General features: G+C 48.4%; 27 protein-coding genes and 1 pseudogene. 2 read left to right on the forward strand and 26 right to left on the reverse strand.

Annotated features, from left to right (window positions below):
* The 5 genes from NNL21_RS01730 to NNL21_RS01750 all read right to left on the reverse strand — a co-directional run bounded on the left by NNL21_RS01730 (nt 1) and on the right by NNL21_RS01750 (nt 3,943).
* A complete protein-coding gene (locus NNL21_RS01730) occupies nt 1–1,059 on the reverse strand; it encodes an AAA family ATPase (RefSeq protein WP_204815666.1) in 1,059 nt (352 codons plus the stop codon).
* Nucleotides 1,060–1,233: 174 nt separating this feature from the next.
* Entirely contained in the window at nt 1,234–1,641 is a 408-nt protein-coding gene (locus tag NNL21_RS36420; protein WP_204815667.1) for a pentapeptide repeat-containing protein, read from the reverse strand.
* A 27-nt stretch (nt 1,642–1,668) separates the two neighbouring features.
* Complete coding sequence (locus tag NNL21_RS01740; protein ID WP_204815668.1) at nt 1,669–2,307, reverse strand: zinc dependent phospholipase C family protein; 639 nt, start codon at nt 2,305–2,307, stop codon at nt 1,669–1,671.
* Between the two features lie 42 nt (nt 2,308–2,349).
* Nucleotides 2,350–3,312: a ComEC/Rec2 family competence protein gene (locus NNL21_RS01745; RefSeq protein WP_204815670.1), complete on the reverse strand. Its 963-nt coding sequence runs from the start codon at nt 3,310–3,312 to the stop codon at nt 2,350–2,352.
* Nucleotides 3,313–3,517: 205 nt separating this feature from the next.
* Nucleotides 3,518–3,943 (reverse strand): hypothetical protein, encoded by a 426-nt coding sequence (locus NNL21_RS01750; RefSeq protein WP_204815671.1) that lies wholly within the window; start codon nt 3,941–3,943, stop codon nt 3,518–3,520.
* 124 nt (nt 3,944–4,067) lie between these two features.
* On the opposite strand from NNL21_RS01750, the gene NNL21_RS01755 reads away from it, so the two are divergent.
* Nucleotides 4,068–4,229 carry a hypothetical protein gene (locus NNL21_RS01755; RefSeq protein WP_204815673.1) on the forward strand — a complete coding sequence of 54 codons (162 nt, stop codon included), beginning with the start codon at nt 4,068–4,070 and terminating at the stop codon, nt 4,227–4,229.
* 64 nt (nt 4,230–4,293) lie between these two features.
* On the opposite strand, the gene NNL21_RS01760 is transcribed toward NNL21_RS01755, so the two are convergent.
* The 18 genes and pseudogenes from NNL21_RS01760 to NNL21_RS01845 all read right to left on the reverse strand — a co-directional run bounded on the left by NNL21_RS01760 (nt 4,294) and on the right by NNL21_RS01845 (nt 20,145).
* The gene (locus tag NNL21_RS01760) at nt 4,294–4,503 is read right to left on the reverse strand and encodes a hypothetical protein (protein ID WP_204815674.1); all 210 of its coding nucleotides are present in this window, start codon (nt 4,501–4,503) and stop codon (nt 4,294–4,296) included.
* Between the two features lie 25 nt (nt 4,504–4,528).
* Nucleotides 4,529–5,725 (reverse strand): MFS transporter, encoded by a 1,197-nt coding sequence (locus NNL21_RS01765; protein ID WP_204815675.1) that lies wholly within the window; start codon nt 5,723–5,725, stop codon nt 4,529–4,531.
* Nucleotides 5,726–5,875: 150 nt separating this feature from the next.
* Complete coding sequence (locus tag NNL21_RS36425) at nt 5,876–7,240, reverse strand: PDZ domain-containing protein (protein WP_204815676.1); 1,365 nt, start codon at nt 7,238–7,240, stop codon at nt 5,876–5,878.
* Nucleotides 7,241–7,427: 187 nt separating this feature from the next.
* Entirely contained in the window at nt 7,428–8,246 is an 819-nt protein-coding gene (locus NNL21_RS01775; protein WP_204815680.1) for an SPL family radical SAM protein, read from the reverse strand.
* 50 nt (nt 8,247–8,296) lie between these two features.
* Nucleotides 8,297–9,009 (reverse strand): annotated as a pseudogene (locus tag NNL21_RS01780) (2OG-Fe(II) oxygenase).
* A 441-nt stretch (nt 9,010–9,450) separates the two neighbouring features.
* Nucleotides 9,451–10,464 carry an ureidoglycolate dehydrogenase gene (gene allD, locus NNL21_RS01785; RefSeq protein ID WP_256555006.1) on the reverse strand — a complete coding sequence of 338 codons (1,014 nt, stop codon included), beginning with the start codon at nt 10,462–10,464 and terminating at the stop codon, nt 9,451–9,453.
* A gap of 195 nt (nt 10,465–10,659) precedes the next feature.
* On the reverse strand, nt 10,660–11,442 hold the full coding sequence (locus NNL21_RS01790) for an MBL fold metallo-hydrolase (RefSeq protein ID WP_204815683.1): 783 nt from the start codon (nt 11,440–11,442) through the stop codon (nt 10,660–10,662).
* Nucleotides 11,443–11,457: 15 nt separating this feature from the next.
* A complete protein-coding gene (locus NNL21_RS01795; RefSeq protein ID WP_204815684.1) occupies nt 11,458–12,225 on the reverse strand; it encodes an SDR family NAD(P)-dependent oxidoreductase in 768 nt (255 codons plus the stop codon).
* A 39-nt stretch (nt 12,226–12,264) separates the two neighbouring features.
* A complete protein-coding gene (locus tag NNL21_RS01800) occupies nt 12,265–13,206 on the reverse strand; it encodes an aldose epimerase family protein (protein WP_204815685.1) in 942 nt (313 codons plus the stop codon).
* 76 nt (nt 13,207–13,282) lie between these two features.
* Complete coding sequence (locus NNL21_RS01805) at nt 13,283–14,065, reverse strand: SDR family NAD(P)-dependent oxidoreductase (protein WP_204815687.1); 783 nt, start codon at nt 14,063–14,065, stop codon at nt 13,283–13,285.
* 61 nt (nt 14,066–14,126) lie between these two features.
* A complete protein-coding gene (locus NNL21_RS01810) occupies nt 14,127–14,747 on the reverse strand; it encodes a GH36 C-terminal domain-containing protein (RefSeq protein ID WP_256555086.1) in 621 nt (206 codons plus the stop codon).
* Nucleotides 14,747–15,010, reverse strand: a complete 264-nt coding sequence (locus NNL21_RS01815) for a hypothetical protein (protein WP_204815691.1) — start codon at nt 15,008–15,010, stop codon at nt 14,747–14,749. Before NNL21_RS01815 ends, NNL21_RS01810 begins: the two co-directional genes overlap by 1 nt.
* A 54-nt stretch (nt 15,011–15,064) precedes the next feature.
* Nucleotides 15,065–16,084: a zinc-dependent alcohol dehydrogenase gene (locus NNL21_RS01820; protein ID WP_204815695.1), complete on the reverse strand. Its 1,020-nt coding sequence runs from the start codon at nt 16,082–16,084 to the stop codon at nt 15,065–15,067.
* Nucleotides 16,085–16,446: 362 nt separating this feature from the next.
* Nucleotides 16,447–16,932: a GlcG/HbpS family heme-binding protein gene (locus NNL21_RS01825; protein ID WP_204815696.1), complete on the reverse strand. Its 486-nt coding sequence runs from the start codon at nt 16,930–16,932 to the stop codon at nt 16,447–16,449.
* Between the two features lie 89 nt (nt 16,933–17,021).
* The gene (locus tag NNL21_RS01830) at nt 17,022–18,242 is read right to left on the reverse strand and encodes an MFS transporter (RefSeq protein ID WP_204816725.1); all 1,221 of its coding nucleotides are present in this window, start codon (nt 18,240–18,242) and stop codon (nt 17,022–17,024) included.
* Nucleotides 18,243–18,390: 148 nt separating this feature from the next.
* Nucleotides 18,391–18,582 (reverse strand): hypothetical protein, encoded by a 192-nt coding sequence (locus NNL21_RS01835; protein WP_204815697.1) that lies wholly within the window; start codon nt 18,580–18,582, stop codon nt 18,391–18,393.
* 87 nt (nt 18,583–18,669) lie between these two features.
* A complete protein-coding gene (locus tag NNL21_RS01840) occupies nt 18,670–19,116 on the reverse strand; it encodes a GyrI-like domain-containing protein (protein ID WP_204815710.1) in 447 nt (148 codons plus the stop codon).
* Between the two features lie 81 nt (nt 19,117–19,197).
* Nucleotides 19,198–20,145 (reverse strand): DMT family transporter, encoded by a 948-nt coding sequence (locus tag NNL21_RS01845; RefSeq protein WP_204815712.1) that lies wholly within the window; start codon nt 20,143–20,145, stop codon nt 19,198–19,200.
* 176 nt (nt 20,146–20,321) lie between these two features.
* Between NNL21_RS01845 and NNL21_RS01850 the strand changes: the two genes are divergently transcribed.
* Entirely contained in the window at nt 20,322–21,209 is an 888-nt protein-coding gene (locus NNL21_RS01850) for a LysR family transcriptional regulator (RefSeq protein WP_204815714.1), read from the forward strand.
* Between the two features lie 74 nt (nt 21,210–21,283).
* Here the strand turns inward: NNL21_RS01850 and NNL21_RS01855 are convergent, their stop codons facing one another.
* From NNL21_RS01855 to NNL21_RS01865, 3 genes are all read right to left on the reverse strand, one after another.
* Entirely contained in the window at nt 21,284–22,030 is a 747-nt protein-coding gene (locus NNL21_RS01855; protein ID WP_204815716.1) for an SDR family NAD(P)-dependent oxidoreductase, read from the reverse strand.
* A 333-nt stretch (nt 22,031–22,363) separates the two neighbouring features.
* Nucleotides 22,364–22,747, reverse strand: coding sequence for a VOC family protein (locus tag NNL21_RS01860; RefSeq protein ID WP_204815726.1), 384 nt, complete (start codon nt 22,745–22,747; stop codon nt 22,364–22,366).
* A gap of 453 nt (nt 22,748–23,200) precedes the next feature.
* Nucleotides 23,201–23,329, reverse strand: a complete 129-nt coding sequence (locus NNL21_RS01865) for a hypothetical protein (protein WP_256555007.1) — start codon at nt 23,327–23,329, stop codon at nt 23,201–23,203.
* Between the last annotated feature and the right edge of the window lie 88 nt (nt 23,330–23,417).

A 23,417-nucleotide genomic window follows, 5' to 3' on the forward strand; every position in this document is an offset into this window, starting at 1 on the left:
TCATTTATCCCTGCCAGCTAGCCGCGGTAAATCACGAACAATCTCCACGGTAAACCAGCCAGGAAGCATTTGACCTTCTCCATGATCGGCCACGACAAGCTGCGCCATTTCGAGACTGATTTCACTTAACTCTTTGATTAATGCTTTCGCTCGATGGACAAAGCCTTTATGATCGTCTCTCAGCGAATCCTTCGTTTCTGGAAGAGTCTTAATCATTTGAGCCCGGAACGACAACGTTAGAAAGTAAAGCAAGTCTCGGTCCGCAGCATCAGAAGGAAATCTTGCATCCCCATTGATAATTTTATTCAGTTGATATTTTCCATTGAGATTTTTATGGAAGGCTTTGAATTGCAAGGCATGATCAGGCGTTAAACAGCCTCTAGCTAGCACCTCTATTTGCTGCGAGGTTTGGTCTGTCTTGAATTCATTCAGCGCATCGCTAAGCATGTGCCAAGAGCGTGGTGTTGAAAAGGGTTCCTCCGTCTTCGGCGGCTGTGTCCACAGATGATCCGGACGAGCCTGCAGGTATTCAATGACAAAGGGATGGATGGCATGGCTGTATGCCCAATCAAACCACTCTTTCGGAGAAACCTTCAATTGAACGTGGAACATTCGATTAATTAGCGCGGATGACATCGGCTTAACAATGGCGCTGTCTTGTGCACGATTCCCCGCTCCAATGACAATGGAGCCTTCTGGAAGATGGTATTCACCGATTCTACGTTCATGGATCAAGCTGTAGAATGCTTTCTGTACTTCCTGTGAACATGCGTTCAACTCATCAAGGAAAAGGCAGTAAGGCTCGTTTCTGGCAATGATTTTGGGCGGACAAAATTGGCTTACCCCATTCACGATCTGCGGCACACCAATGATGTCTTCCGGTGCAAGCTGACTGCCCAACAAAGACACGCATGGGAGTCCTAAATCCGCAGCGAACTGCTCAACAAGTGATGACTTTCCTATCCCGGGAGGCCCCCAGATAAACACAGGCCGCACAACGGCAACGTTTAAGAGAATATCCATTAGTTCTTTTTGAGACACGGTAACTCCAATATTCATAGATGCATAATTCCCCTTTAGTACTGTCCAAAGACACGATTTATCCTATTTTACATCAAGGAGATAAAGATTGGAAAAAAGTACAACCTATATGGCAAAACCGCCAGGGTCACAACCCTGACGGCCGCTTCACAGAAAACAATGAACCTGAATCCCTTCCTCCATCCACATCTATTACTCGGAAATAAGCTTCAAGAGGTCCTCGACGAGAATTCCATTAATCTTCATGCCCTTGACTTCACAATCCATGAGCTCTACGTTGCTTAGATCGCACTTTGTAAATTGAGCGCCATGGAAATCACAATGCTCGAACCGGACAGGAAGCTTCGCGATATCCGGATTATAATGCAGATCGCCTTCTTTGGGGATACCGATGTTATGGATATACGCGCCTCCCATTTGAGCACCGTCCACCTCAAAATGACTCATGTTGGCATTCATGATCTTGGTACCCACAAGGGAAACATCTTCCCAATGCATATGCTCCGCACCGCTAGCCTCGATCTTGGAATAATCCAAGCAAGCATGCTTGGCTTCGATGATTTTCCATGCCTCCACAATTTCCAGACGTTCGCACTCCACTATCGTTCACCTCCAATTCGTGTTGGTCTAATTTCTTGTTTTGCTGCCTTCAAGTTGAATCGCAGAACAGACTTTAGTCGCAAGCTCTGCCGATCGCTCTATATATGACAGGATCTCATCGAATGAAAAGACAAGTAATTCTTGCTCGAGCTGGTCTTCCCGGTAGGAGAAATCCATTAATGCCTCCTCCTTGAATCGCTCTAGATCATCGAGATGAATTTCGTCTAATTCAATCGTCGTGTGAGATGCGATCAGCTCATCTCTTAATCGGCTGCAGTCATATTGTATAATCAGGCGGCCGTTAAGCTTGCGGAAATCGCCATGCCATCGTTCATACAAACTTGGATCCCGATCGAGCCGGTTTTTAAAATCATGCTTAAAGTAAATAAACTTCATCCAAACATCATCTGCGATCAAATGTGACAGATAACCAAGCAAATACTCATCCTTCAACTCCGAACGGTATTGATCAATAAATCGGTCATAATTAATATGTCGGGTACCATCCTCCAGTGAACCTTCAAAATAGTGAGAGATGTTTTTTTGGTCGTGTGAGGTACACGCATCGGGTGCAATCCCGCCCAGTAGAAAGGCTGACCTATGATCGATATGCAAATTGCTGCAAACCTGATCTGAAATAATCAGATGCATCATTCGAGATCCCATATCTCATCTCCTTACATTATTACGTTTATTGATGCACGGTGTTCATCGACCATCTAAGTGGAACACTACCTGCTCTCTATACTGCTTTGTATTTCCGAAACACTGAACCTCTGTACCGTTTGTAACGATTTCAACATGCTGAAAATAATCGCAGCGGAACAGCTTGGCGCCATTATCTGCGAACACATGGGTATTCCCGATAAATGACGGTCGGTGTCGCGTGACTACCTCATTGCATGGAATAACGACAAGCTGCGCATTGCAATATCGGATGAATTCCTCCGAAGTGGATTCGTCTCCTCCATGGTGGGCGGCTTTTAGAAGGAAGGTATCCTTCACTTGATGAGCTTGATCCGAACGCAGCAGCCTACCCGCTTGACGAGGCCCGCAGTCTCCAGGGAACAAGGCACTGAACTGCCTGTAATGGAGCTTAACGATCACATTCATCTCATTTAGATTCGAACGCCCGTCTTCATTCACTATTAATTCATCCGGTATGGACAGGATCGTCAAGCTTGCCTCGCTGCCAATTTGAATCGTCTCCCCAGTATGCTCCTGATTAACATTCGTGAGAATTAGATCGCTCTCGCTCAGCAGACCTTCAAGTTCTTTCCACAGTACATAATTCAATTCGCCCGCATCATTATTTTTCATTGCGGCATCAGGCAGCGGTGAGTAAATCAGCTCCTTAATCTTTATCCGGGGCTCACGCAGCAAATCGATAATGCCTCCGAAATGATCATAGTGGAGGTGAGAAAGTATGAGCCGTTCAATGGTATCTATTCGATGCTCCAGCAAGTAAGGAATAATGACTTTCTCGCCGTGACCTTTCTTTCCCGCATCGATCAGAACATGCGTCTGATTATTCCCCGCTGCGGTCGAGATCAGAAAACTGTCCGCCGGATTCCCTTCTGGAATACCAAGGGCGCAGTTTCTCTCTGTATTAAGCTCGAACACTTGGATCCGACAGAATCCCTCTTCTGGACTGAACGTATGTAATGACATATGATTTCACTCCTCACGATTTCGTATTGATGGAATAACAACTTTATCAAAGAATTATAAAACGCTTACATTCATTTCGCTGCAGCTTGAGTCCATTGCCTCCTTCCTACTATAATTCACCTCTGTTTGTGATGTAAACCTTTTCCTTTCTGACTCTGAATACATGAATAAGAGCAGGACGCCGTGGCATCCTGCTCATGAGTAATCATCCGTTAATCAGATTGCGGATCTGCTCCAAATTGCTCTTGATCTTATCGAGACTCTTGTAGTCGATTTTTTGATGATATGCCTGCGACTGCTCCAGCTGATCCTCAAAAAATTGCGATTCGAAATGTTCAGGATTCCCGCCTGTTTCACTGCGGTAAGCACTCGCTTCCTTCTGTCGCAGCTCCTCCACGGATTGGTCTAATTGCGCAATGGCGCTGCTAAAGTCAGAAGTGATTGCGGATCCGCTTGAAATGTGGTCGATCTGATTGCGCAGCTCCTGCTTCATTTGATCCACCTGATTCTGGGTGAGTCCGCTCTCGTTCATATGTTCCGCAATTTGAATGCATGCATCAAGAAGCTCTTGTATACGTTCATTCTGCTGATGGATAGCAATCCCCTGCCTTCGTCGTCTATGTTTATTCATCCTTATTTTGTGTTAAATTCTTGAATATTATGTAAGTTTAAGGCGCTGATTATGATCACGCATAAAATTTCCTTGATGTGGAAAACTATCCCTTGTTGTTATGTTTACGAAGGAGGTGTTAGGAATGTCCCATCGCGATGAACAGCCAACCAAAGCGGAAGTGCAAACGACGAAGGCGAACAAAATGCCTATTCCAGGTGAAAACGATACGGAGTTTTCCGCCGAGGAAGCTGCAGAGATATTTACAGAAAACCAGTCTTACGAGAATGAATCGGAAGAAAATTAAGACGGCATCGATACGTAAAGCCCGGTTCTTAGCGGAACCGGGCTTCTTATTGATTTATGTTGGTTTACTTTGGTTTTCGCTGCAGTTTATGACTCCAGTAGAAGGAAAAATATCCTGCTAAGAACGCGGTTAGCGGGATTAAGACCATTGCCAATCGAATGTTCTTCACATTGACCGATTGTCCCCGATCTAATAGCGTCTCTCCAACCCACGAAGCCAAGAAACAGATTGCAACCATTAGAAACAGAGGTAATACGCTGGCCAGTTTCTTCATTAGTATTTCTCCTTTTCAGGTCGCCCTAAGCACTGCTCTCAACAGCAGCAGGCAGATGAGTTTTATCCGAGCTGACGCCGAACAGCTTGAGCTTCAGCAAGATCGACAACAAGGCGATAACCGTAAATAAGAGGCCTCCCCATATGATTTCGCGGGTTCCCATGTTAGAGATGCTCCATCCACCCATAAGAGACCCAACGGTTATTCCCAGGTTTGACGAAGACATGTACAGACTGCTTCCGAACTCCGGTGCAGCCGTCGTTTCTTTACTCAGCCAGGTCTGGCTTAAGATCATTCCACCCGAATGCAAGATTCCCCATACGATACTAACAATCACCATAGGAATCGTATAGGTTCCGAGGGTATAGACCAGATAGTAGATCATCAGTAATAAAAGCGGATAAACAATCACCGTTTTCTTTACATTCAAGTGCAAGAAATGACTAAGTATAAACGTTCCCATAATGCCGAAAAAGCCAAAAATCATCAGCATCACGCTAACTCCGGTCGGATTGATTTCCGTTACCTGACCGATATAATCAGCAAAGTAGCTGTAGACGGAAAACAACGCAGAAAACACCAGCATAACCGTAACCATGCTTAGCCATACAGGTGCTTTTCCCAGAATGCTGAACTGTTTCCCATATGAAGCCCGCTCGGCCACAGGCATTGAAGGCAGCCATAACATCATTCCTATTGCACCCAAACCGCTGACAGCAGCGCCGAACAAGAATGCCGCTTGTAACGAGAGCTGTTCAGCCAAGAATGATGTAATGGGAACGCCCAGAAGAAGAGCGACAGATGCACCCGCGAAGACGTTGGCAACAGCCTTCGATTTCTTGTCCGGCGGGGACAGCTGCATGGCGACGGCTATCGATAATGAAATCAATAACGAGAGAAGGAACGCAGGTAGAATCCGAAAGACAAGCATGAATGTAAAGCTGGATGAGAATGCGAAGGCAATATTAGAAAATGTAAACAACAGCATAACCGTCACTAACGCCTTCTTACGATTGATTCCCGAGCTGAACAACGTAACGAATGGTCCCGCAATCGCGACGACAAGGGCAAACACACTGACCAGCAAGCCTGCTTGTGAAGATGTAATATGGTATTTGTTCTGAACCTGGGGCAGGACCCCAATGACGCCCATTTCGGTTGTGATGGCGGCAAACACACTTAAAGATAGAAGAAAAATTAAGAATTGATTCCGTCTTTGCATAAGAAGTAAACCTGCTCTTTCACATGAAAGTTAGTTGTGGGCACCAGAACTTTGGTTATTCTTGGTACCCGCTTCATCATATCAAGTGATGGTTTATACCTCAAGACAATGCTGTTCTTCATCCAAAAGTTTTCATTAGTAATCAACATGTCATCGATTCACGCTCTTGGGGTTCGCCTTCAACCAATCCAACATCTCATCCAATGTATGTACCGGTACGATATTCAAGCTGGCTGCGCCCTTGCGCGCATCTGCTTCTTGACCCGCAGGAACGAAGAAGACATCCGCTTGCGACCGCTCAACGGCATAGGCTTTCTGCTCAATTCCACCAATCGGTCCCACGTTGCCTTGGGCATCGATTGTTCCGGTGCCCGCGATGCGATTACCGTATGTCACGCCGCCCGGCGTTAATTGGTCCATGAGTGTAAGAGCAAGAACTGCACCGTGCGAGGGACCGCCTTGGTAGACGAGATACGAACGGAAATGCACATCCTTCGGAAGGTCAACCTGAACATGATCCTCGATTTCAATGCCGAATACAGCCTTCGTGGGATCGTCGCCGCTTTCCTTGGTTTTCACCGTCACGCTTAACCTTTGTTCGTTCCGTATGAGCGTCACCTTAACTTCCTCTCCCGGTTGAACGCTGCTCATTTGGCCGGCCAGCTCGGCATAGGAGGATAGTGGCTGGTCGTTCATGGCAACGATCAGATCCCCAGGCTCCAGTATCCCATCAGCCGGGCTCCCGGCCGTGAGCTGAACAATCTGTACACCGGATGGAACGACTCCCCTTCCAATCCCTAGTTTGTGGAAGGCCAGTGCACTGCCGATCTGATTCGCATCGACTCTTTGCAGGCGGACCGCCTGTTGAATCTCTCCGATTGAAATACTTGTATCTCTTTTCTCAAGCTGCACATGAGGAAACAGAGCGGCATAGAGCCAATCGATCGGAAATGCCGGCCGCTCAATGACGAGTACGCCATCTATCGATCCTTTTGCCTCGCCGCCATCAACAGCAGCATACCGGTTCATATTGATGGTATAGCCGGGAGAGGTAACCTGATAGCTCGTAGGCCACAACAGCACTACTCCTGCACTGACGATCACAGCCAGCACCACGGTACTTCGCCATGGCCATCCCTTCCTTCGACGTCTCTCTTCATAGACGAGATCAATGATAGTCAGAAGCAAGGTTCCTCCGACGATGATCGGAACCGATATTAACTCGTAAGGATCACGAACGAGGTATACGGCTAGGCATGCACTGCCGCTGACGATCAGCCAGCGCAGAAGCTGGATCCACCAACGCTGTCCGCGGCCGGAGACCAGCCCGGCCAATGCGCCCAATAACCATAGAAGCGGTATCAGCACAAGAATAGCAGACAACCACTGGATTTGATCAATCCAGTACAGGTCCCCCCACCGGACCGGATCCCCTAACCAGCTTATTTCAACGCATACCGCTAGAGCACCAACCAGCACATAGCCGGTTATATATAAACGGTTCCCAGTCGTCACCGAACTCCTCCTTTATTGTTCACACGGGATATCCGAATTGTAACCTCTAATTCTTCGAATAGGAATAAAAGATTTCATAATGAAGAAAAGGAACAATCCGTGCTGCAGGACTGTCCCTTTCATTTGTTACCCTTTGCAAGAGAAACGTTACACCTATGCACCTAGCCATGATCAATGGGTTAATGGATTAGGGAGCAAACCCCTTCTGACTTAACAAGACCTGCCCCTTCGGAAATACGCGGTTAAATCTGTCATACACGACAAGGTAAGCGGACGGATCGTACCATTCCGTTAAGCCTTGTTGCTCATACAACGATCGCATCCCTAATCGGCTCGTACGCTTGCCGCCGCTGCCGTCTCCCATATAATAGTCGTCCACGCACACCCGGTTTACCAGTGGCAGCAATAGTTCTGGGAAGGCTTCACTGCTCGGCAGGATTGGGGCGATGGTTGCTTGGGTCGGAACGCCTGCATCAGCTAATAACTGAAGCGTCTTTAATCTGGCCTTGATTGGAGGGGCATCCGGTGTAAAATGTTTTCGGATATCATCCTGATCCGTTTCTACCGTCATGCTCACCCGGACTCTGTCCTTTAACAGCAGAAACAAACCAATATCTCTTCGGACAAGCGGACTTCGGGTCTGCACGAATAGAAAATCAGGCGGATCCTCGACCATGACCTCCAATAACGATCTCGTGACCTTCTCCTTCAACTCCACCGGCTGATAGGGATCCGTACTGGATGACATGAATATGGTGACCTTTCCCTTGTCCTTAGCCCGTCGAAGCTCTTTGCGAAGCAAATCGGCTGCACCCTGCTTAATGTCCACCCAAGTCCCCCACTCCTGCTTCCGAAATGCAGCTACCGGCATTTGACGGACGTAGCAGTAAGAACATCCGAACGCACAACCCGTATAGGGATTCAGAGAATGACTGTAATCAGCAAGAAAGCCGGTTCCTTTATTAAGAAGGGTCTTGGGATTTTTGTATAGAAGTTCACTTTTCATTCCGATCGCGAGATGCTGTCATCTCAACTCTTCCTCCTTCGGTCGATCTGCTATTTCGCATCATGGAATAGGATTCCAAGGCTATATCTCGTGCCCGATGTTACGGTGCTGACGCCGTGGCGAATCGTGGTTTTGTAATAGCCGCGGGAGCCTGATACAGGCCGGTGATTCGTTGGGAAGATAAGACCCTCCCCTTGCTCCAATGTAATCACATGCCCTCTACTTTGCGCCCTTGGCCGCTGCTCCACGAGCAGAAATTCGCCGCCTGCGTAATCCGCGCCTCTCTCATTCAAGGCAAATACGGCTTGGAACGGGAAGGCGACTTCGCCATACAAGTCCTGATGCAGGCAGTTGTATCCCCCCGCTTCATATTTAAGAATCAATGGGGTTGAGCGCTGCTGCCCCTGCTGATGACAGTGATCAAGAAACGACTTCAGATCGGCAGGATAGACGGGATCGCGCCCAAGCCGGCCCAGCCAACGATTGGCTGTGACCGCTAATTCCGGGTATAACCCTTCTCGAAGCAGCTGCAGCAGGTCAGGCAGGGGGCTTGATAATATTTGTAGGTTCCGATTCCAAACCGGTACCTCGCCATATCAATCGTATTTCGAAAATGAGCTTCTTCCTCGTAGGTGTCCATAATAGCACGGCACTGGTCCTTATCCAATAGAGCGGGAATCGGAGCATAGCCCTGCTCGTCCAATGTCTGCTGTATTGAATTCCAATTCAACGCAGCCAGCCGTTCTAGAAGCCGATTAGGCATGCTTCCTATCATCGTGTAGGCTCCTCCATCTGGATAATTATTTCTATAAAGTTTGTTGTATTCGATTGTCCTATTACAGTATAACCCTCCTATCGGCCATACGTACGCGTTTTCGAATAGGATAGCAAGATATCGATATTAGACTGGAATGATTAAGGGGTATAATGCTATGCTCATTGAGATAACCGGCAGTTTATGACTTTGGATATCGAGGAGGGTGAATGTGAATACAGTTAACGGGATAGACTTTACAATCGGAAGAATTTGCAAATAATAGCCGCGGTCAGGACTTATATTTCTCATCCTGATTCGCGGCCATTATTTTATGTATTCTTGACGCCGTCAATTAAGTAAGAGGGATCTTCCCTCTATTACTATATGTTCAGCAGCTTCTAGCGTTCAAGCTTCACATCGAGTGTCGCCTGTCCGGATACTACTCGTTTAACCGTTCAAATATGCATAGCATTCAGCCGGAATCGGAATGCCCTGCAACTTGCGCTTCGCTTCTTGCTGCAATTCCGGTTCACCGGGAACCAGGACACGGTTGAAACCTTCTGCAGGAGGCGCAGCATGGATATTATCGATCATCTGGTCGATCTGATCCAGGAAACATTCAAGATCCGTGAAGTAAGAAGGATTAACGACACAGAAATATTGACCTAATTTCCTTGGCTGGGCAAGGTTTCCGCCATACATCGGGTTCACATGAGGTCCAAAGGCTGCGCCAAGCAAGATCGAGGAGAAGATATCTACAACCATCGCGAGTCCGAAGCCTTTGGCACCTCCGAAGTGCAGCATCGACTCGACTAGATGAGGGTCGGTAACCGGCTTCCCCTCGCCGTCTACTCCCCATCCCGGCGGGATGGGTTCGTTCCGAAGCCGATAATCGAGTACTTTGCCGTAAGCAACCGTGCTTGTTGCCATATCCAGTATAATGGAAGGATTCTTTCTTGTCGGAAATCCGAATGCCATGGGGTTAGTGCCGAAGAACTTCGCCTTGCCCCCGAAGGGTACTACGGCTTTGTCCGTGTTCGACATCACAATGCCAATCAAATTCTGCTCCGCGGCCATCTGTACAAAATAAGACAATGCGCCGCAGTGGCTGCTGTTGATAGCTCCTACCATCCCTACGCCATGATCCTGTGCAAGTCGGATCGCCTCTTCCATCGCCTTATAGGCAACCACATGCCCCAGACCGTCATCGCCATCAACTATCGCGGTCACGGGACCCGTTTCTTCAACCGAGATAGCGGGATTTGATCTGATGCCGCCCTGAGCGATTTTATTGATGTAATGCTCCATACGCATAATACCGTGCGAATCAACGCCTCGTAAATTGGCATGCACGAGAACATTCGCGCTTATTCTCGCATGGTCTGCAGGCACATTCCGTTCCATGAATTTTCTGACACATAAATCAATCAAAGTCTGATAATCGACAACTGTATCTTCCAATGATGACACCGCCCTTATAGACTTGAAATGTATGGCTCTGCAACGTATGGATTCCATTCGGATGAGGCCCTCTGCTGGTTCGACTTACTGATGTGAGACCGTTAGCTCCTTGGCTATGGCTCCTCTCATTCCTGTTACTGCAGTTTGATCTCTTGCTGATATATATTCAACCGTGGAGTAGATCATGGCCGCAAATTAACGCAGCAGAGTTATTTCCCCTAGTGTCATAAATCGCGGCTGAATATGAGGCAATTTCTCACGCATTTGCTCCAAGAAACCTGCGACATCTCCACCGGAATTACCTGGAAGCATCCAGAAATGGCAGGGGATTATGCATTTAGGATTCAATATCTCCGCGGCCTTCACGGCATCCGTCTCATCCATATTGCCGAACTTCCCGTTAATTGGCGCAATGACCAGATCGATATCGAAAGTATCCGCGATTCGATGAAACGCTTCTGCATCATAGCAGGTATCGCCCATGTGGTAGATGGTTGTGCCACTCATCTCGATCACAAGGCCGACAGCATCCGGGGCTAGCTCCCCGTGATCGGCAAACACAGCATGGATCGTCAGATCGTCACCGATTCGAACCGTATCCCCTTCTGCAATTGGAATACATCTCGATGTGGGTATATCCAATTCCTTCAGACAATCAATCGATGCAGGAGGCGCGTAGAATGTGAAGGCTTTGTTATTCATCTGTACGATACCCACCGGGTCAAGATGATCCTCGTGATGATGCGTCATCAGATACGCGGCCAGCTTAAGCTCGTCAACTTGTTCGGGATCAATCAAAGACGGCATAAGCCGTTTGAATGCAGGACCGATACGCTCTTCGCAGACATTCGAGAAATAAGGATCGATGATGACATATTGCTCAGAAGCCGACTTGAACAAAAATCCAGCCTGGCCAAGAAAGCAAATCGCGACGGAACCTTCATCGACTTGGAGCTGCTGCAGCTTTGTCAATAGCATGGGCTAACGTCCCTCCTATTGTAGAAAGAATCGGGTGCTTGATCCCCCGTCGACCGTAATCACTTGACCCGTTATAAAAGCCGACTCTTCACTCGCCAGGAAAGCTACGATTGGAGCTACATCCTGCGGATAGCCGATCCGGCCTAACGGAATCTGCTTCCCAATCCGATCTTTATCATGGGTTGGATCCGTTAATGAGAACTTCTCGACCTCCGTCGCCCCTGGTGCAACCGCATTGACATTAATATTATATTGGGACAGATCTAAGGCAAGCTGACGGGTAAGCGCGTTAATACCGCCTTTCGTCGAGGCATAAGCTGCATACCGAGGCATGGTTAAGCTGCCGTGTACGGAGCTGATGTTAATGATCTTGCCGCCGCCGACCTTCACCATCTCTTTGGCACAAGCCTGCGAGCAGAAGAAGGTCCCTTTCAAATTCGTATCCAGGATTGAATCCCATATCGCCTCTGTTACGTCAAAAAAGTCATTCATCGGATCGATCGCCGCGTTGTTCACTAGAATATCGATCCTGCCGTACAGCTCAACGGTCTGCCGGATCATATCCGTAATGGCTTCAACCTTCGAAACATCAGCCTGGATCGCTTCAGCTTGACCGCCAGCTTGCTTGATTTGTTCCACAATCTCCTGCGCCCCTTGTTTTGAGTTCGCGTAATTGACGATCACATGAGCCCCTGATTGCGCTAAGTGAAGAGCGATTTGCTTACCAATTCCACGACCGGCACCGGTTACGATTGCTACTTTTCCATTTAATACAGCTGGCATTGCTTTCTACCTCCATCGTTTTCCCATGTGTATGATGCCTTAAGTCAAGTCAATATTAAGAAACCACTCGTAGGTTCCTTCTGCGGGAAGCACGCTGTTCCTTCCCAGTTTCTTGGCAAGATCAGGTCGATCCGCAATTCCGGTACACATTTCCAAGGCTACATTGTTATGCCCTTTAAATCCGCCCTCGTTGACCCAAATCCCAAGATACGGCAGCTTTTCCTTCGGATTAAAGGTAACTCCCGTTCCATCGGACCGATAACGGTATGAGCACCAGCCTTGCGGAACGGATTGTTCGTAATAGAACTTATAGGCACTTGAGGTACCTGGCGTTACACGCCCGTCGATCTGATTCGAGCCCGCAATCGCAGGCTCGTTCACCCAAGACAGCTCATCGGCCTGCTGCAGCATGTCTTCTTCCGATGCGAAAATCATCATGACCCTCTGACCATTCTCATAGGGCACGATGATTTCCCCGCCCTCTTCCATATTGATCATGGGATGAGCGGCCCATATGAAATCGAAGTCATAACCGCTGAGATTCGTGACTTTATATTGCATATGCAGTGATTTCGGAGAAGTAAAGCGTATCCGTTTCTCCAGCTTATAGGGAAAGCGGACCCCGTACACATGCATGATGAGCGAATCCGCTTCAATATGGTAATGCCACTTCTGCGAACAAACCTCGCCATGGTCCGGGATCTCGATCCCTTCCCAAGGATAGTCCGGGTATTCGCAGGCATCAATCGTCGGAAACATATCATCGAAGCCGCTGCATTCACTGTCAACGTAATTTCCGCCATATTGAAGCTCCTTGTAGGTTGTTCCGGATTCCTGAACCATATATTCCCGTGAAATATCCTTCTGGAACAGGGACGCCATCTTCCCGCCGCTGCCTGGTAAGAATTGAACGCGAAGCAAGTCTGTTTCAAGGGTAATTGCAGGTAGGTCCTTATAAGTAGAATGATAGATTCGCTGCAAGACCGGTCTTCCTTTCCCGCAAAATCAGCGGACAACATGCCTTAGCGCAGGCAGGCTGACACAGCCGTTATGTATGTCATAGATTGTAGGGTAACCGCTCTGGACCATGATAAGCGGAATATCCGCCATCCACGTATAAGGTTGTGCCCGTAATGAATTCAGCTCGGGAGGAGCACAGGAATAAGGCCGCATCTGCTATATTCTCCGGTGTGCCCAGATGTCCGAGCGGCGTTCTTCGGACCATGTCCTCCTGATTCAATGCCCCGGTATCGAAGGCCAGCTTCAACCCATCCGTTAGAATGTAACCCGGTGTAACGGTATTAACCCGAATGCCGTCCAGCGCCCATTCACATGCCAATGTTCTGGTAAAGCTGTCTACTGCCGCTTTCGATACCGAATAAGGAAGCCTGCGCGGAATGCCTCCCAGAGCGTGAATAGATGATATATTCACAACCGCTCCGGATTTATTCGCCAGCATGATTCTACCCGCTTCCTTCGCAAAGAAATAGAGAGATTTCAAGTTCGTATTAAACACATAATCCCATTCATCCTCTGTGAAATCAACGATAGGCTTGCGGATCGTCAGTCCAACATTATTGATCAGCACGTCAATACTGCCGTAGACTTCCTTAATCTGGAGTACCAGCTGCTTGACTTCACCTTTCTGAGAAACATCGGCCGTGTATGCGAATGCCTTCCTGCCTTGGCCGACGATCTCTTGGGCTGTGCGATCCGCAGCCTCTCCGTCGATATCAACTGCGATAACCGTTGCTCCGTCCCGGGCCAATGCTCCAGCGATGGATTTTCCAATCCCATTCCCCGCTCCTGTAACCAACGCTACCTTGCTTTGAAATTCCATGTGGAGCCTCCTCTAGCTGCACCTGCTCTAGCGTTCAATGTTTCTGCTCCCCAGCCGAAGCCTATTCCTCCAGTCTGTTTATCAGAATGACCGCACTTCCGCGCGCCGTTGGAATAACCGCTCGATATCCATCCTGCATGAGCTCCCTGCCGGAAGCCCTTGTCGTTCCTTGATCCAGGTCCTTCAACAGGTAGGTCGCGTTCTCATCAAGACCAAACAGCTTGAACCGCTTCTCCGATTCCTCGTTCAACTCTCGTCGGAACAGCTGGATAACGCCCTCGCCCTTCTCCGGGTTAATGAACTCCCAGCCTTCCCATTCACGTTCTGAACGGTTCCATTGCGTCAGCGGGTAATAGTCCTCATAGAACAAATGATTGAACTGCTTCCACTCGTCGAGGCAGTCTTTAACGAATGCATAGTCGACATTATCCTTGCGCACATCAAAGCCAAGCGCAATCCAAGGGACATAAGCCGAGCGCATCGCATATTTGTCTGAAGGGTCGGGATATCCCGGCCCGGTAACAGGCGTCCCATAATACGGAAACCAATTATAGAGCGATTGATGCATGCAATGCTTGAGTGTGAAATCGGAATAATCGGCATCCGTCTTGTGAAGCGGCACCGAACACCGCATACTTTCCAGATCGTTCCGGCGTCCGCCTGATGCGCAGGAGTCGATCATCACTTGCGGATGTACTCGGGATACAGCGCCGTATGTATCGTAACTTGCAGCCCGGAATCATGCATTGCCGTAATGACAGCTGTTTCCTTGTCGCCGGCTTGACCGATCCGTTCTACCTCGATTGAAAATTGCTCATTCAGACCGTGATGGGCTTTGCCGTCATATACGAAGGAAATCGGAAATTGAGAAGCATTGGATAATAGGCTGTTATAAAATGCTCCAGCGCGCTCTTGTTCAGCCGCGGATGACCTGACTCTGTTCAAGATGGACTTCCCTCTTCGGATTGGAACTCTGAATGGATACAGCTGGTTGTGGATTTAGAAAGTAACAATAACTTTAAGCGCGCTCCGGTCTGCCGTCATTTGTACCGCTTGCTCAATCTCTTCAACCGGCATCACATGAGAGTAGTAATCCTTCGGGTTGATGTCACCCTTGGCGATCATCTCCATCACCTTATCGTGGTAATTATGCTCTCCGTAAGGCAGCATCAGCATGTGGATATTCGTATGGCTAGGGATGTCAAATAGATTCAGCATGCCATCATTCTGATCCAATACGCCGTATACGCCAAGCTTGCCGCCTCGCTTGAGAAGATTTACCCCTTCCTTAATGATGGATGTGCTTCCTACAGCGTCGATGACAAGATCAAATCTTCTCCCGCCAACGGCAGCGTTCACATCCGTTTCATGAGAATTAATGGCCAGATCGATCGCGGCTCTTGTTCGAATGATCTCGAGACGGTCATGATGATGTCCCACACTAGCAATATAAGACGCGCCTTCGAGTCTTAGAAACTTTGCGATGCTTAGACCGACTGGGCCATCCCCATAAACGAGGACCTCCATACCCGGTCGAAAGCCGAAATTATCCAGACAGCTGTACGTTTCTTTCAAGGTAAGCAGCATACCTGCGTCAGTATAATCAAAATCGCTGGGGATTTGGCGGCATGCGCCCAGCTCCAGCGGACTATCGGCAAGCCCCATCTCGAACATGGCTTTTCTGTCTTGTACGAATCCATACTCCATAAACCCTCCGAACGCGGAGTGAAACGGCGAGTCTTGGGGAAGCTTCGTCAGCGGATTTACGAATCTGTCGCCCACCTTGATGTACTTGACCTTATCCCCAACCGCCACAACTTCGCCAACATTCTCATGTCCCAGAATCGCAGGGTATGTAATAGAGAGGAAATTGATTTTGTTCTTGATGATCTTAAGATCCGTACTATTGCATATCCCGCAAGCCTTCATCTGAATGAGACATTCATAATCGCCAATTTCGGGCATCGGCAGATCAACTCGATTCACTTCGCCGTTTCCATAGACTACAACCGCTTTCATTGCAAGATCACCCTCACTAATCGGAATAGAAACTAAGCTATAATACTAGCCGCATGCCTTACATTGAAAAACAGCCCTTTCAGGACGGTGGTTGAATCAATTGACCTATAACGACCGGTTGAGCGGCAGGTAACTGATCCCAATAGAACAAAATAGAGTAGGTCAAACTATTTTAGTCTACAATTTCTATTAAAAGTTTACAATTATATATCTTGGTCGTCAACTACGCGAAGCACTTTTTTTCATGCAAAAACACTGAGGCCGATGGTTTATTCGCCATCGACCTCAGTGGGTTTGCAAACTGCTATTCGTGTTTCAGCTCAGCCACCCGCTGTGTTCTTCAACACTATTCCTTAACTCAATCAGTAGTTGCCCATTTCACTGTAAGGATTGAAGGATCCGATGCGCACCGTAGCAATCTGTGGGCCGCCATATCCCCTCATGCTCTCAAAAGCAAGAACAACAGCGTTCGCGATTTCGACATCCTGCGCGCTCGAGCCGCCGCTCACGCCCACGCCTCCGACGATAACGCCATCCCAGGCAAGCGGGATTCCTCCCCCTAGGATGACAATTTTCCCTTGATTAGTCGTATTGATTCCGAATGAGGGTCCGCCGGCTTGAGCGGCCTGGGCCAAATTAGCGGTCGGCATCTTCATGGCGACACTTGTCCATGCCTTGTTCTGTGAAATCTCAATGCCTGCAATACGTGCATTGTCCATACGATGGAACGCAATTAGGTGAGCACCGTCATCTACAATGGCAATATCAGCTGACAGCCCCATTTCCTTTGCTTTTCTTTCCCCAGCTGCAATCAACACTTTCGCTGCTTCTAACGATAATTTAGTCAAGCTCCTCTTCACTCCTTAGCCGTTAACTTATGCATTGTATGGTCATCTCCCCAGATGAGTGATTAACCATGCTCGCATTTTGTTAGAGGTCAAAGAATTTCGTTTCTCTTGCGAAGATTGACATACATATAGGTGCAGCATGCGGAGCACAGCAAGGCTAATAGACCGATAAAGGCATACCCGGCCTGAAGGCCGATGATCGGACTTTCCATTGCTCCGGGCTTAGCAGCTATTTTATTGACGAGCTCGATAATGAATCCAATGACCAAATTTCCGATCACGCTGGCAATCCCCATGAGTGTTACCGTGAAGGTAATAGCCGTGTCGGTGCCTTTCGGGTAGCGCTTGGCAAGCAGCGCCATCACCGTCGGGTAGATCGGGGCGATGCCAATGCCGGCTATGGCAAATAGAATCGCCCCCCCTTCGCCGATTATTACACCCGCCAAGCTGCATATTCCGGAGAAGGCTGCAAAGATCATGATGGAGACCGTATAGCCGATTTTATCCGTAATCGGTCCTAGGAGAAGTCTGACCAGCATGAAGAATAGAAAGAAAATAGACAGCATCCCCGAGGCGTCATCGATCGACCAGCCGTAGGCTTTCTCCAGAAAATTCACAAGCCAGCTCCCAATGGCCAGCTCGGAAACCACACCGAAGGACAGAATCGTCACGATCAGCCAAGCAATTGGATCCCGTATCATTTCTTTATAGGAGACCCGTTCGCCTCTCTCCTCGGTTCCTATCGGAAATTTGCCGAGTAGCGATGGAATAATCGGCAGAAGCGAGAGGGACAGCATAATCAGATACATCCCGTGCCATCCCAGTTCTCCTCCAAACACTTGCCACCCCATCATCGAAGCGGCAAAGATTGGTGCAACCGTCGAGCTCAGCCCATAGAAAAAATGCGAGAGGTTCATCATCGTTCCGGTGTTCTTCGTGAAAATACGAGCGGCCATAATAGCCAGACCGATCTCAAGCATGCCGTTGCCGATGTACATCAGAAAATAAGAGGCGGAAAGTGATGTATAGCTCGTCGATTGATACATCAGGAATCCAGCGACCGCCATCGATGTGAAGGCGGCGATGCCAGTCCACTTAATCCCGATTCGATTCGATAGTGCCGATGTGAACATACAGGCTACCAGATAGCCCAGGGAATTCAGCGCGAGCAGCATGCCAAGCTGGGCTTCACTCAACTGAAAGTCAGCTTGCATTTTGGGAATAGCGGGACCTTTAATATTTTCTGAGAAACCAAAAATAAGAAATCCGCCGAATACGACGAGTAAGAGTACAAAATAATTGGATTTCATTCGATTCAACAAACAAACCGTACCTCCCGCTTTATAATCTGGCTCAAATTAGGATCAGAGAAAAGAAAAACCCGCTTGATTAGCGGGCCGAAACCGATCTATATATGTGCCATTCGTTAGACATTGATCATCCATTGGCCTCTACAGCTTACAGCTTACTGGCCGCCCTGGCTTTCCTCATCCGATCGATCTCTACTAATTGCAAGCTCAAGAATAACATGACCGATGAGAACATGAGGCAACCTGCGCTAACAACCTGCCCGCTAGCAAAAAAGACGACGGAGAATACTAACAACAAATACGTCGCAACCTTCAACCACTTCGTATTCCATTTATCCAACCGTTTAACACTCCTAAACAAAAGATTTACTTTTGAAACATCGTATCATACTTGGCAGCAATTGCAAATGAATTTATAGGCGGAAATCTACTTCTTCTTCAGAGGAAACATTAAGGTTACCTCTTCTTGAGAACGATCGAATTCGATACTGTACGTCTCCGCTAATTCGAAATGCGGTGACGCATTCACCCACTTCATTAAGAACCCAAACGTTGAATCACCTGTTTTCTTCACAGAGGCATAGGTATAGGACGGGAGCTCAAGCGACACCATTCCAAGCGGAACATCATTGAGATCATCGACTTCCGCTCCGATTATAAAAGTGAATTCATCGGTTTCCACATGATAATCTGGCGGGTCGATTGAAACCGCATAGTCAAATGACGAATGAACCTGGTTGTTAATCTCAGCTATCCTCTTGTTATAGCTGTCATTCAACGGGACGAGGTTCGCCTCGGCATCCTGTAGTTTGGTTTGCACGGACATCCCTATAAGCCGAATCGCCTCTTTCTCAACCAGGTACACTTCCATCATACATCACGCCTCCTTGATCACGATTCAGCTGCACTTTTTGGCTTCATCTATGGATATTCGCGAGATGACATTCATTTCCTTTTATACGCTGGTCGAAATGTTCGGTTGAAGACTGCTTCTGCGGCTTATGACATTGTTTGCCGCAACGGCAGCAATGATGAGAACCATCCCCAGCCATTCCTCGAAGCGGACGTGATGTCCTGCGGAGGCAGCGATCAAGAAGGTCGTTACCGGTACGAAGTTAATGAACAAGATCCCGTTGACTGACGTTAGCAGCTCGATCCCTTTGAACCAAGCGAGCAGGGCAACAACACCGCCGATCACGATTAGGAATGCCAAGTATGGCAGCGTAGGCACTATCTGCGCCGCAGTCGGAAAGGTGAGTACGCCGCTCCATGTCATGACACTGTTCAGAATAAGCGATACGAGGGAACCCAATATACAGGTCATCGTGGAATACCTAAGCGCCGACCAGCCTTGAAAATACCCGCTGCCCACCGTATATACTACCCAGCCTGCAACACCGATCAGAATCGATAGAAGCGGTAATATTCGCAGCTCGCTGCTGCCCAGCATACTTAGATCGCCTTTCGTGATGACGAACAGTACGCCAATAAAGGCCAATCCGATACATGACAATGTTCCGGCCTGAGGCCGTTGCCGCGTCGTACTCCATACCAGAAGCACAACAAGAAGCGGCATGAATGCTTCCATGATGGAGGTAAGCAGCACCCCCGATGGCCCTAGCTGTTTTTGTCCCCAGAACAAGCCCATACTATTAATCGTAAAGCCGCATGTACCGAAAGCGACCAGCTTGCGCCCGCCACGTTCAAGCTTAAAGGCGCTTCGCCCTTCTTTATAATACAGAATACCCCCTAACAGGAGTGCTACTGTACCATATCGGAACGTGGTCATCCAGAAGGGATCCATATGATGCAGCGCACGCTCGGCAATCGGAAATACGGCTCCCCATGCTACCGCGGCAATGAAGCAATATAATGCGCCGATCCATAGCTGTAATTTACTCATGATGCTCCAACACTCCCATCCCCATCTACCTCGAATATATCCAACTCATCCTCGTACATAATCGGACCGTGACTATCGTATCCCGATTATGATATCTTGTACAATAGTTAGATATGATCTTATCCATCAATCGATTTGATAGATAAACTCCATTCATTGGGTAAGGAGCAGCAGGTATGAATATTGGAGATATTCGAATCTTCATGGCCGTCGTCGAACAGGGCAGCGTGAGCCGTGCCGCCGAACAATTAGGTTATGTTCAATCGAATGTTACGGCACGTATCCGTTCACTAGAGCAGGAGATTGGGCGCCCGTTGTTTCATCGCCATCGCCGCGGAATGACCTTGAATGTTGAAGGGCGAAAGCTCGTCACCTATGGGCAGCAGTTGATGCGGTTGATGAGCGAGATGAATAAAGCCTTCCAGGATGAGGATGATCCCGCAGGATCGCTTCGGATCGGATTGGTCGAAACGGTGGTTGGTCTGCCCGACATCCTATCCGCCTATTACCGTCAATACAAGCAGGTTGAGCTCTCGATTGTTACCGATGTGAGCGGCCGTTTAATGGAGGATGTGCTGGATTGGAAGCTGGATGGAGCCTTCATTGCCGGACCGGTCGATGTTCCTATTCTTGAACAAGTGCCGGTGTTCGAGGAGGAGCTTGTACTTGTGTGCGGTACGATCCGAGAAGAATCCCATACGGTACAAACAGGCAGGGAGCTGCTCGGCCTGCCCATGCTCGTGTTTAATCAAGGATGCGGGTATCGGGCAAGACTTCAGAGGTGGGCATTGGAAGAAGGTCTTCCACCTTTAAAGATCATGGAATTCGGTACGCTCGAGACCATTATCGGCACGGTTGTTGCCGGGCTCGGCGTTACGCTGGTGTCGCGTGCTTCCGTTGAGAAGCTGGAGCGTGAAGGTTCTGTGCGATTATTCGCCATCCCGGAGCCTTATCGCCATATTAGCTTCATCTATATACGTCGTTCCGATGCCTATCTCGGTGAGGCGGAGCGTAAGTTTATACAGCTGATCTCCGAGACGAAGCGTTCTAAGATGACGATATAAGAAAGAACAGGCTAGGAGCTGCCGCGGCAGCCCCTAGCCTGTTCTTAAGTTTATAGTGTTCGATATCTGATAGGCTATCTTGCTGTCCAGCCGTTGTCCACCATCATATTGCTGCCTGTTACGAATGTCGATTCATCGGAAGCCAGGTACAGTGCGGCATAGGCAATGTCAGACGGCTTGCCGATTCTTCCGGTGAAGCATCTTTCCGTTAAGTTATTGAACTTCTCAGGATCTTGCAGATCTCGCTGGGTCAACGGAGTCTCAATAATCCCAGGACTGATACAGTTCACCCGTACTTGATGCTTCCCGTAATCGAGGGCCAAATTTTTAGTCAGCAGATTAACACCCGCCTTGGCCGCATTGTAGGCCGGATGCTTGTAGAATGCACTTGTTCCTCCGACAGATGAGGTATTAATTATCGAACCACCGTGCTTCATCATCTCTGGAAGCACATATTTACAGCACAGGAACGGTCCTGTCAAATTAATATCCAGCGTCTTCTGCCAATCGGCAAGCGGCATGTCGGTTGCTGCTGCAATGGTGTACCACGTCGCATTGTTAAATAGCACATCGATTCGCTGATAATGCTCTATGACTTGGTCTACCATTCGAATCACATCGTCTTCTTTCGAGACATCCGTCCGAATGAAGATCGCTTCCCCGCCCTCTTGTTGAATGAGCTCTACCGTCTGCAAGCCATGCTGCTCATTAATGTCGATTACGGCAATCTTGGCCCCTTCTCGTGCGAACAGCTGACAGGTTTCTCTCCCGATTCCAGAGGCTCCGCCTGATATGATTGCTACTTTGGATTGTAACCGCATGTTCTCTCTCCCTTATTGATTTGAAATACACAACTGGATTCAAAATCCTAGTCTTCATGTGAGATCCGAATCCGGTACCCGCCCAGACCATTATGTAACCTTGCGATTCTGCGTGAAAGCACTTACTCGCTCCTCGCTATTATCGCATACCGCAACACGCTCTGCACCAAAAAATTCCAAGCCTATCACAACAGAAAACACGACTGCGAGAAAAGACCGCAATCGTGCTTGCATGTGGATTGTTGCTGTACGAGTGGTGATTGTTGGAGCTCTAGCAGTTGTTTAATCGGTCAGTAATAGATGACATGATTGCAGATTGATTCCGATTTGGAGCTAACTGTTCTTATCGCAAGCAAGCTCGATGAGATGACCATCTGGATCGCGTATGTAGATTTGAGCAAACCCGGCCACACTGTCCGGATACGAATCGTACGGAACCTTGCACTGCTCGAGCCACTGGATCGTCTTCTCATAGCTTTCCATCCATAACGCAAAATGCTCCGAATGCTGCGGTCGATCCAGCACATCCGATCCTGGCTGCAATTCCATCAGATGCACCTGCGCCCCGGATTCTCCTACCTCAAACCAAACCCCTGCGCTCGAGAAAGGAGGACGCTCCATCCTTCGGATGCCTACAACGTCCGTATAGAACCGAGTGGAGATTTCTAGATCCTTCGCAAAGATACTGACATGATGAATACGTTGACTTGAAAGCATTTGGCAAGCCTCCTCGGGTAAAGCTAGTTTTACCAATTTGCTCCATTGTAACATCTGTGATTGTGTTTGGTTAGAGGAGTTTGAAATTAGATGATTTTCATTCGGCTCCGGGCAGCCCCCCGCCAAAAAGAAACCTTGAATGGCTGCAGCCAATCAAGGTTTTCGGTCAAATCATGTCTTTTGAGATACTAGTCATCGCTCTCTTATTTCATGTTTAGTTGTACTGCTAATAAGAGCCCTTGTGCATGAGCAGCCCGATGCATCGAGGATATGGAAGGCTTCGGGAGGTTCTAACTTCGCATGAAGAACATTCGTTCGCATACCATGATACCCTATTTGTCTAGGTGGAGAAACATGCGTTTCATACTTCTCTAGCAGTGTCACTGCCGCATATCGGCGGGTTCGATCTTGAGGGCTTGCCTTGTGTCATGCTGAAGGTAAGGCTATTATCGATTACCGGGACGGTAAGCCCTTCCCGTCTCCAGCCTCTATCAGCGGCTCGCCGCCTCTCTTGATTCCCCAGCCTGCTTCGTTTGCATAAAGCTCAAACGTATTGCGAATTTCTTCCCCCGAGTTGTGCAAATGACTCTCCCCTTCTCTAGGAAACATCACCCGTTAGATGGTGTTTTTTATCTAGATTTTCCAGTATAGACACGATTATAGATCGGGG

It is taken from the genome of Paenibacillus mendelii (assembly GCF_024498075.1).
Classification (GTDB): Bacteria; Bacillota; Bacilli; order Paenibacillales; family Paenibacillaceae; genus Paenibacillus_Z; species Paenibacillus_Z mendelii.

Coding starts and splice junctions, on each gene's coding strand:
- NNL21_RS01730 (WP_204815666.1), bottom strand. CDS start 1,059: ATGAATATTGGAGTTACCGTGTCTCAAAAAGAACTAATGGATATTCTC.
- NNL21_RS01740 (WP_204815668.1), bottom strand. CDS start 2,307: ATGGGATCTCGAATGATGCATCTGATTATTTCAGATCAGGTTTGCAGC.
- NNL21_RS01745 (WP_204815670.1), bottom strand. CDS start 3,312: ATGTCATTACATACGTTCAGTCCAGAAGAGGGATTCTGTCGGATCCAA.
- NNL21_RS01750 (WP_204815671.1), bottom strand. CDS start 3,943: ATGAATAAACATAGACGACGAAGGCAGGGGATTGCTATCCATCAGCAG.
- NNL21_RS01755 (WP_204815673.1), top strand. CDS start 4,068: ATGTCCCATCGCGATGAACAGCCAACCAAAGCGGAAGTGCAAACGACG.
- NNL21_RS01760 (WP_204815674.1), bottom strand. CDS start 4,503: ATGAAGAAACTGGCCAGCGTATTACCTCTGTTTCTAATGGTTGCAATC.
- NNL21_RS01765 (WP_204815675.1), bottom strand. CDS start 5,725: ATGCAAAGACGGAATCAATTCTTAATTTTTCTTCTATCTTTAAGTGTG.
- NNL21_RS01775 (WP_204815680.1), bottom strand. CDS start 8,246: ATGAAAAGTGAACTTCTATACAAAAATCCCAAGACCCTTCTTAATAAA.
- NNL21_RS01790 (WP_204815683.1), bottom strand. CDS start 11,442: ATGCTATTGACAAAGCTGCAGCAGCTCCAAGTCGATGAAGGTTCCGTC.
- NNL21_RS01795 (WP_204815684.1), bottom strand. CDS start 12,225: ATGCCAGCTGTATTAAATGGAAAAGTAGCAATCGTAACCGGTGCCGGT.
- NNL21_RS01805 (WP_204815687.1), bottom strand. CDS start 14,065: ATGGAATTTCAAAGCAAGGTAGCGTTGGTTACAGGAGCGGGGAATGGG.
- NNL21_RS01810 (WP_256555086.1), bottom strand. CDS start 14,747: ATGATCGACTCCTGCGCATCAGGCGGACGCCGGAACGATCTGGAAAGT.
- NNL21_RS01820 (WP_204815695.1), bottom strand. CDS start 16,084: ATGAAAGCGGTTGTAGTCTATGGAAACGGCGAAGTGAATCGAGTTGAT.
- NNL21_RS01830 (WP_204816725.1), bottom strand. CDS start 18,242: ATGAAATCCAATTATTTTGTACTCTTACTCGTCGTATTCGGCGGATTT.
- NNL21_RS01840 (WP_204815710.1), bottom strand. CDS start 19,116: ATGATGGAAGTGTACCTGGTTGAGAAAGAGGCGATTCGGCTTATAGGG.
- NNL21_RS01845 (WP_204815712.1), bottom strand. CDS start 20,145: ATGAGTAAATTACAGCTATGGATCGGCGCATTATATTGCTTCATTGCC.
- NNL21_RS01850 (WP_204815714.1), top strand. CDS start 20,322: ATGAATATTGGAGATATTCGAATCTTCATGGCCGTCGTCGAACAGGGC.
- NNL21_RS01855 (WP_204815716.1), bottom strand. CDS start 22,030: ATGCGGTTACAATCCAAAGTAGCAATCATATCAGGCGGAGCCTCTGGA.
- NNL21_RS01860 (WP_204815726.1), bottom strand. CDS start 22,747: ATGCTTTCAAGTCAACGTATTCATCATGTCAGTATCTTTGCGAAGGAT.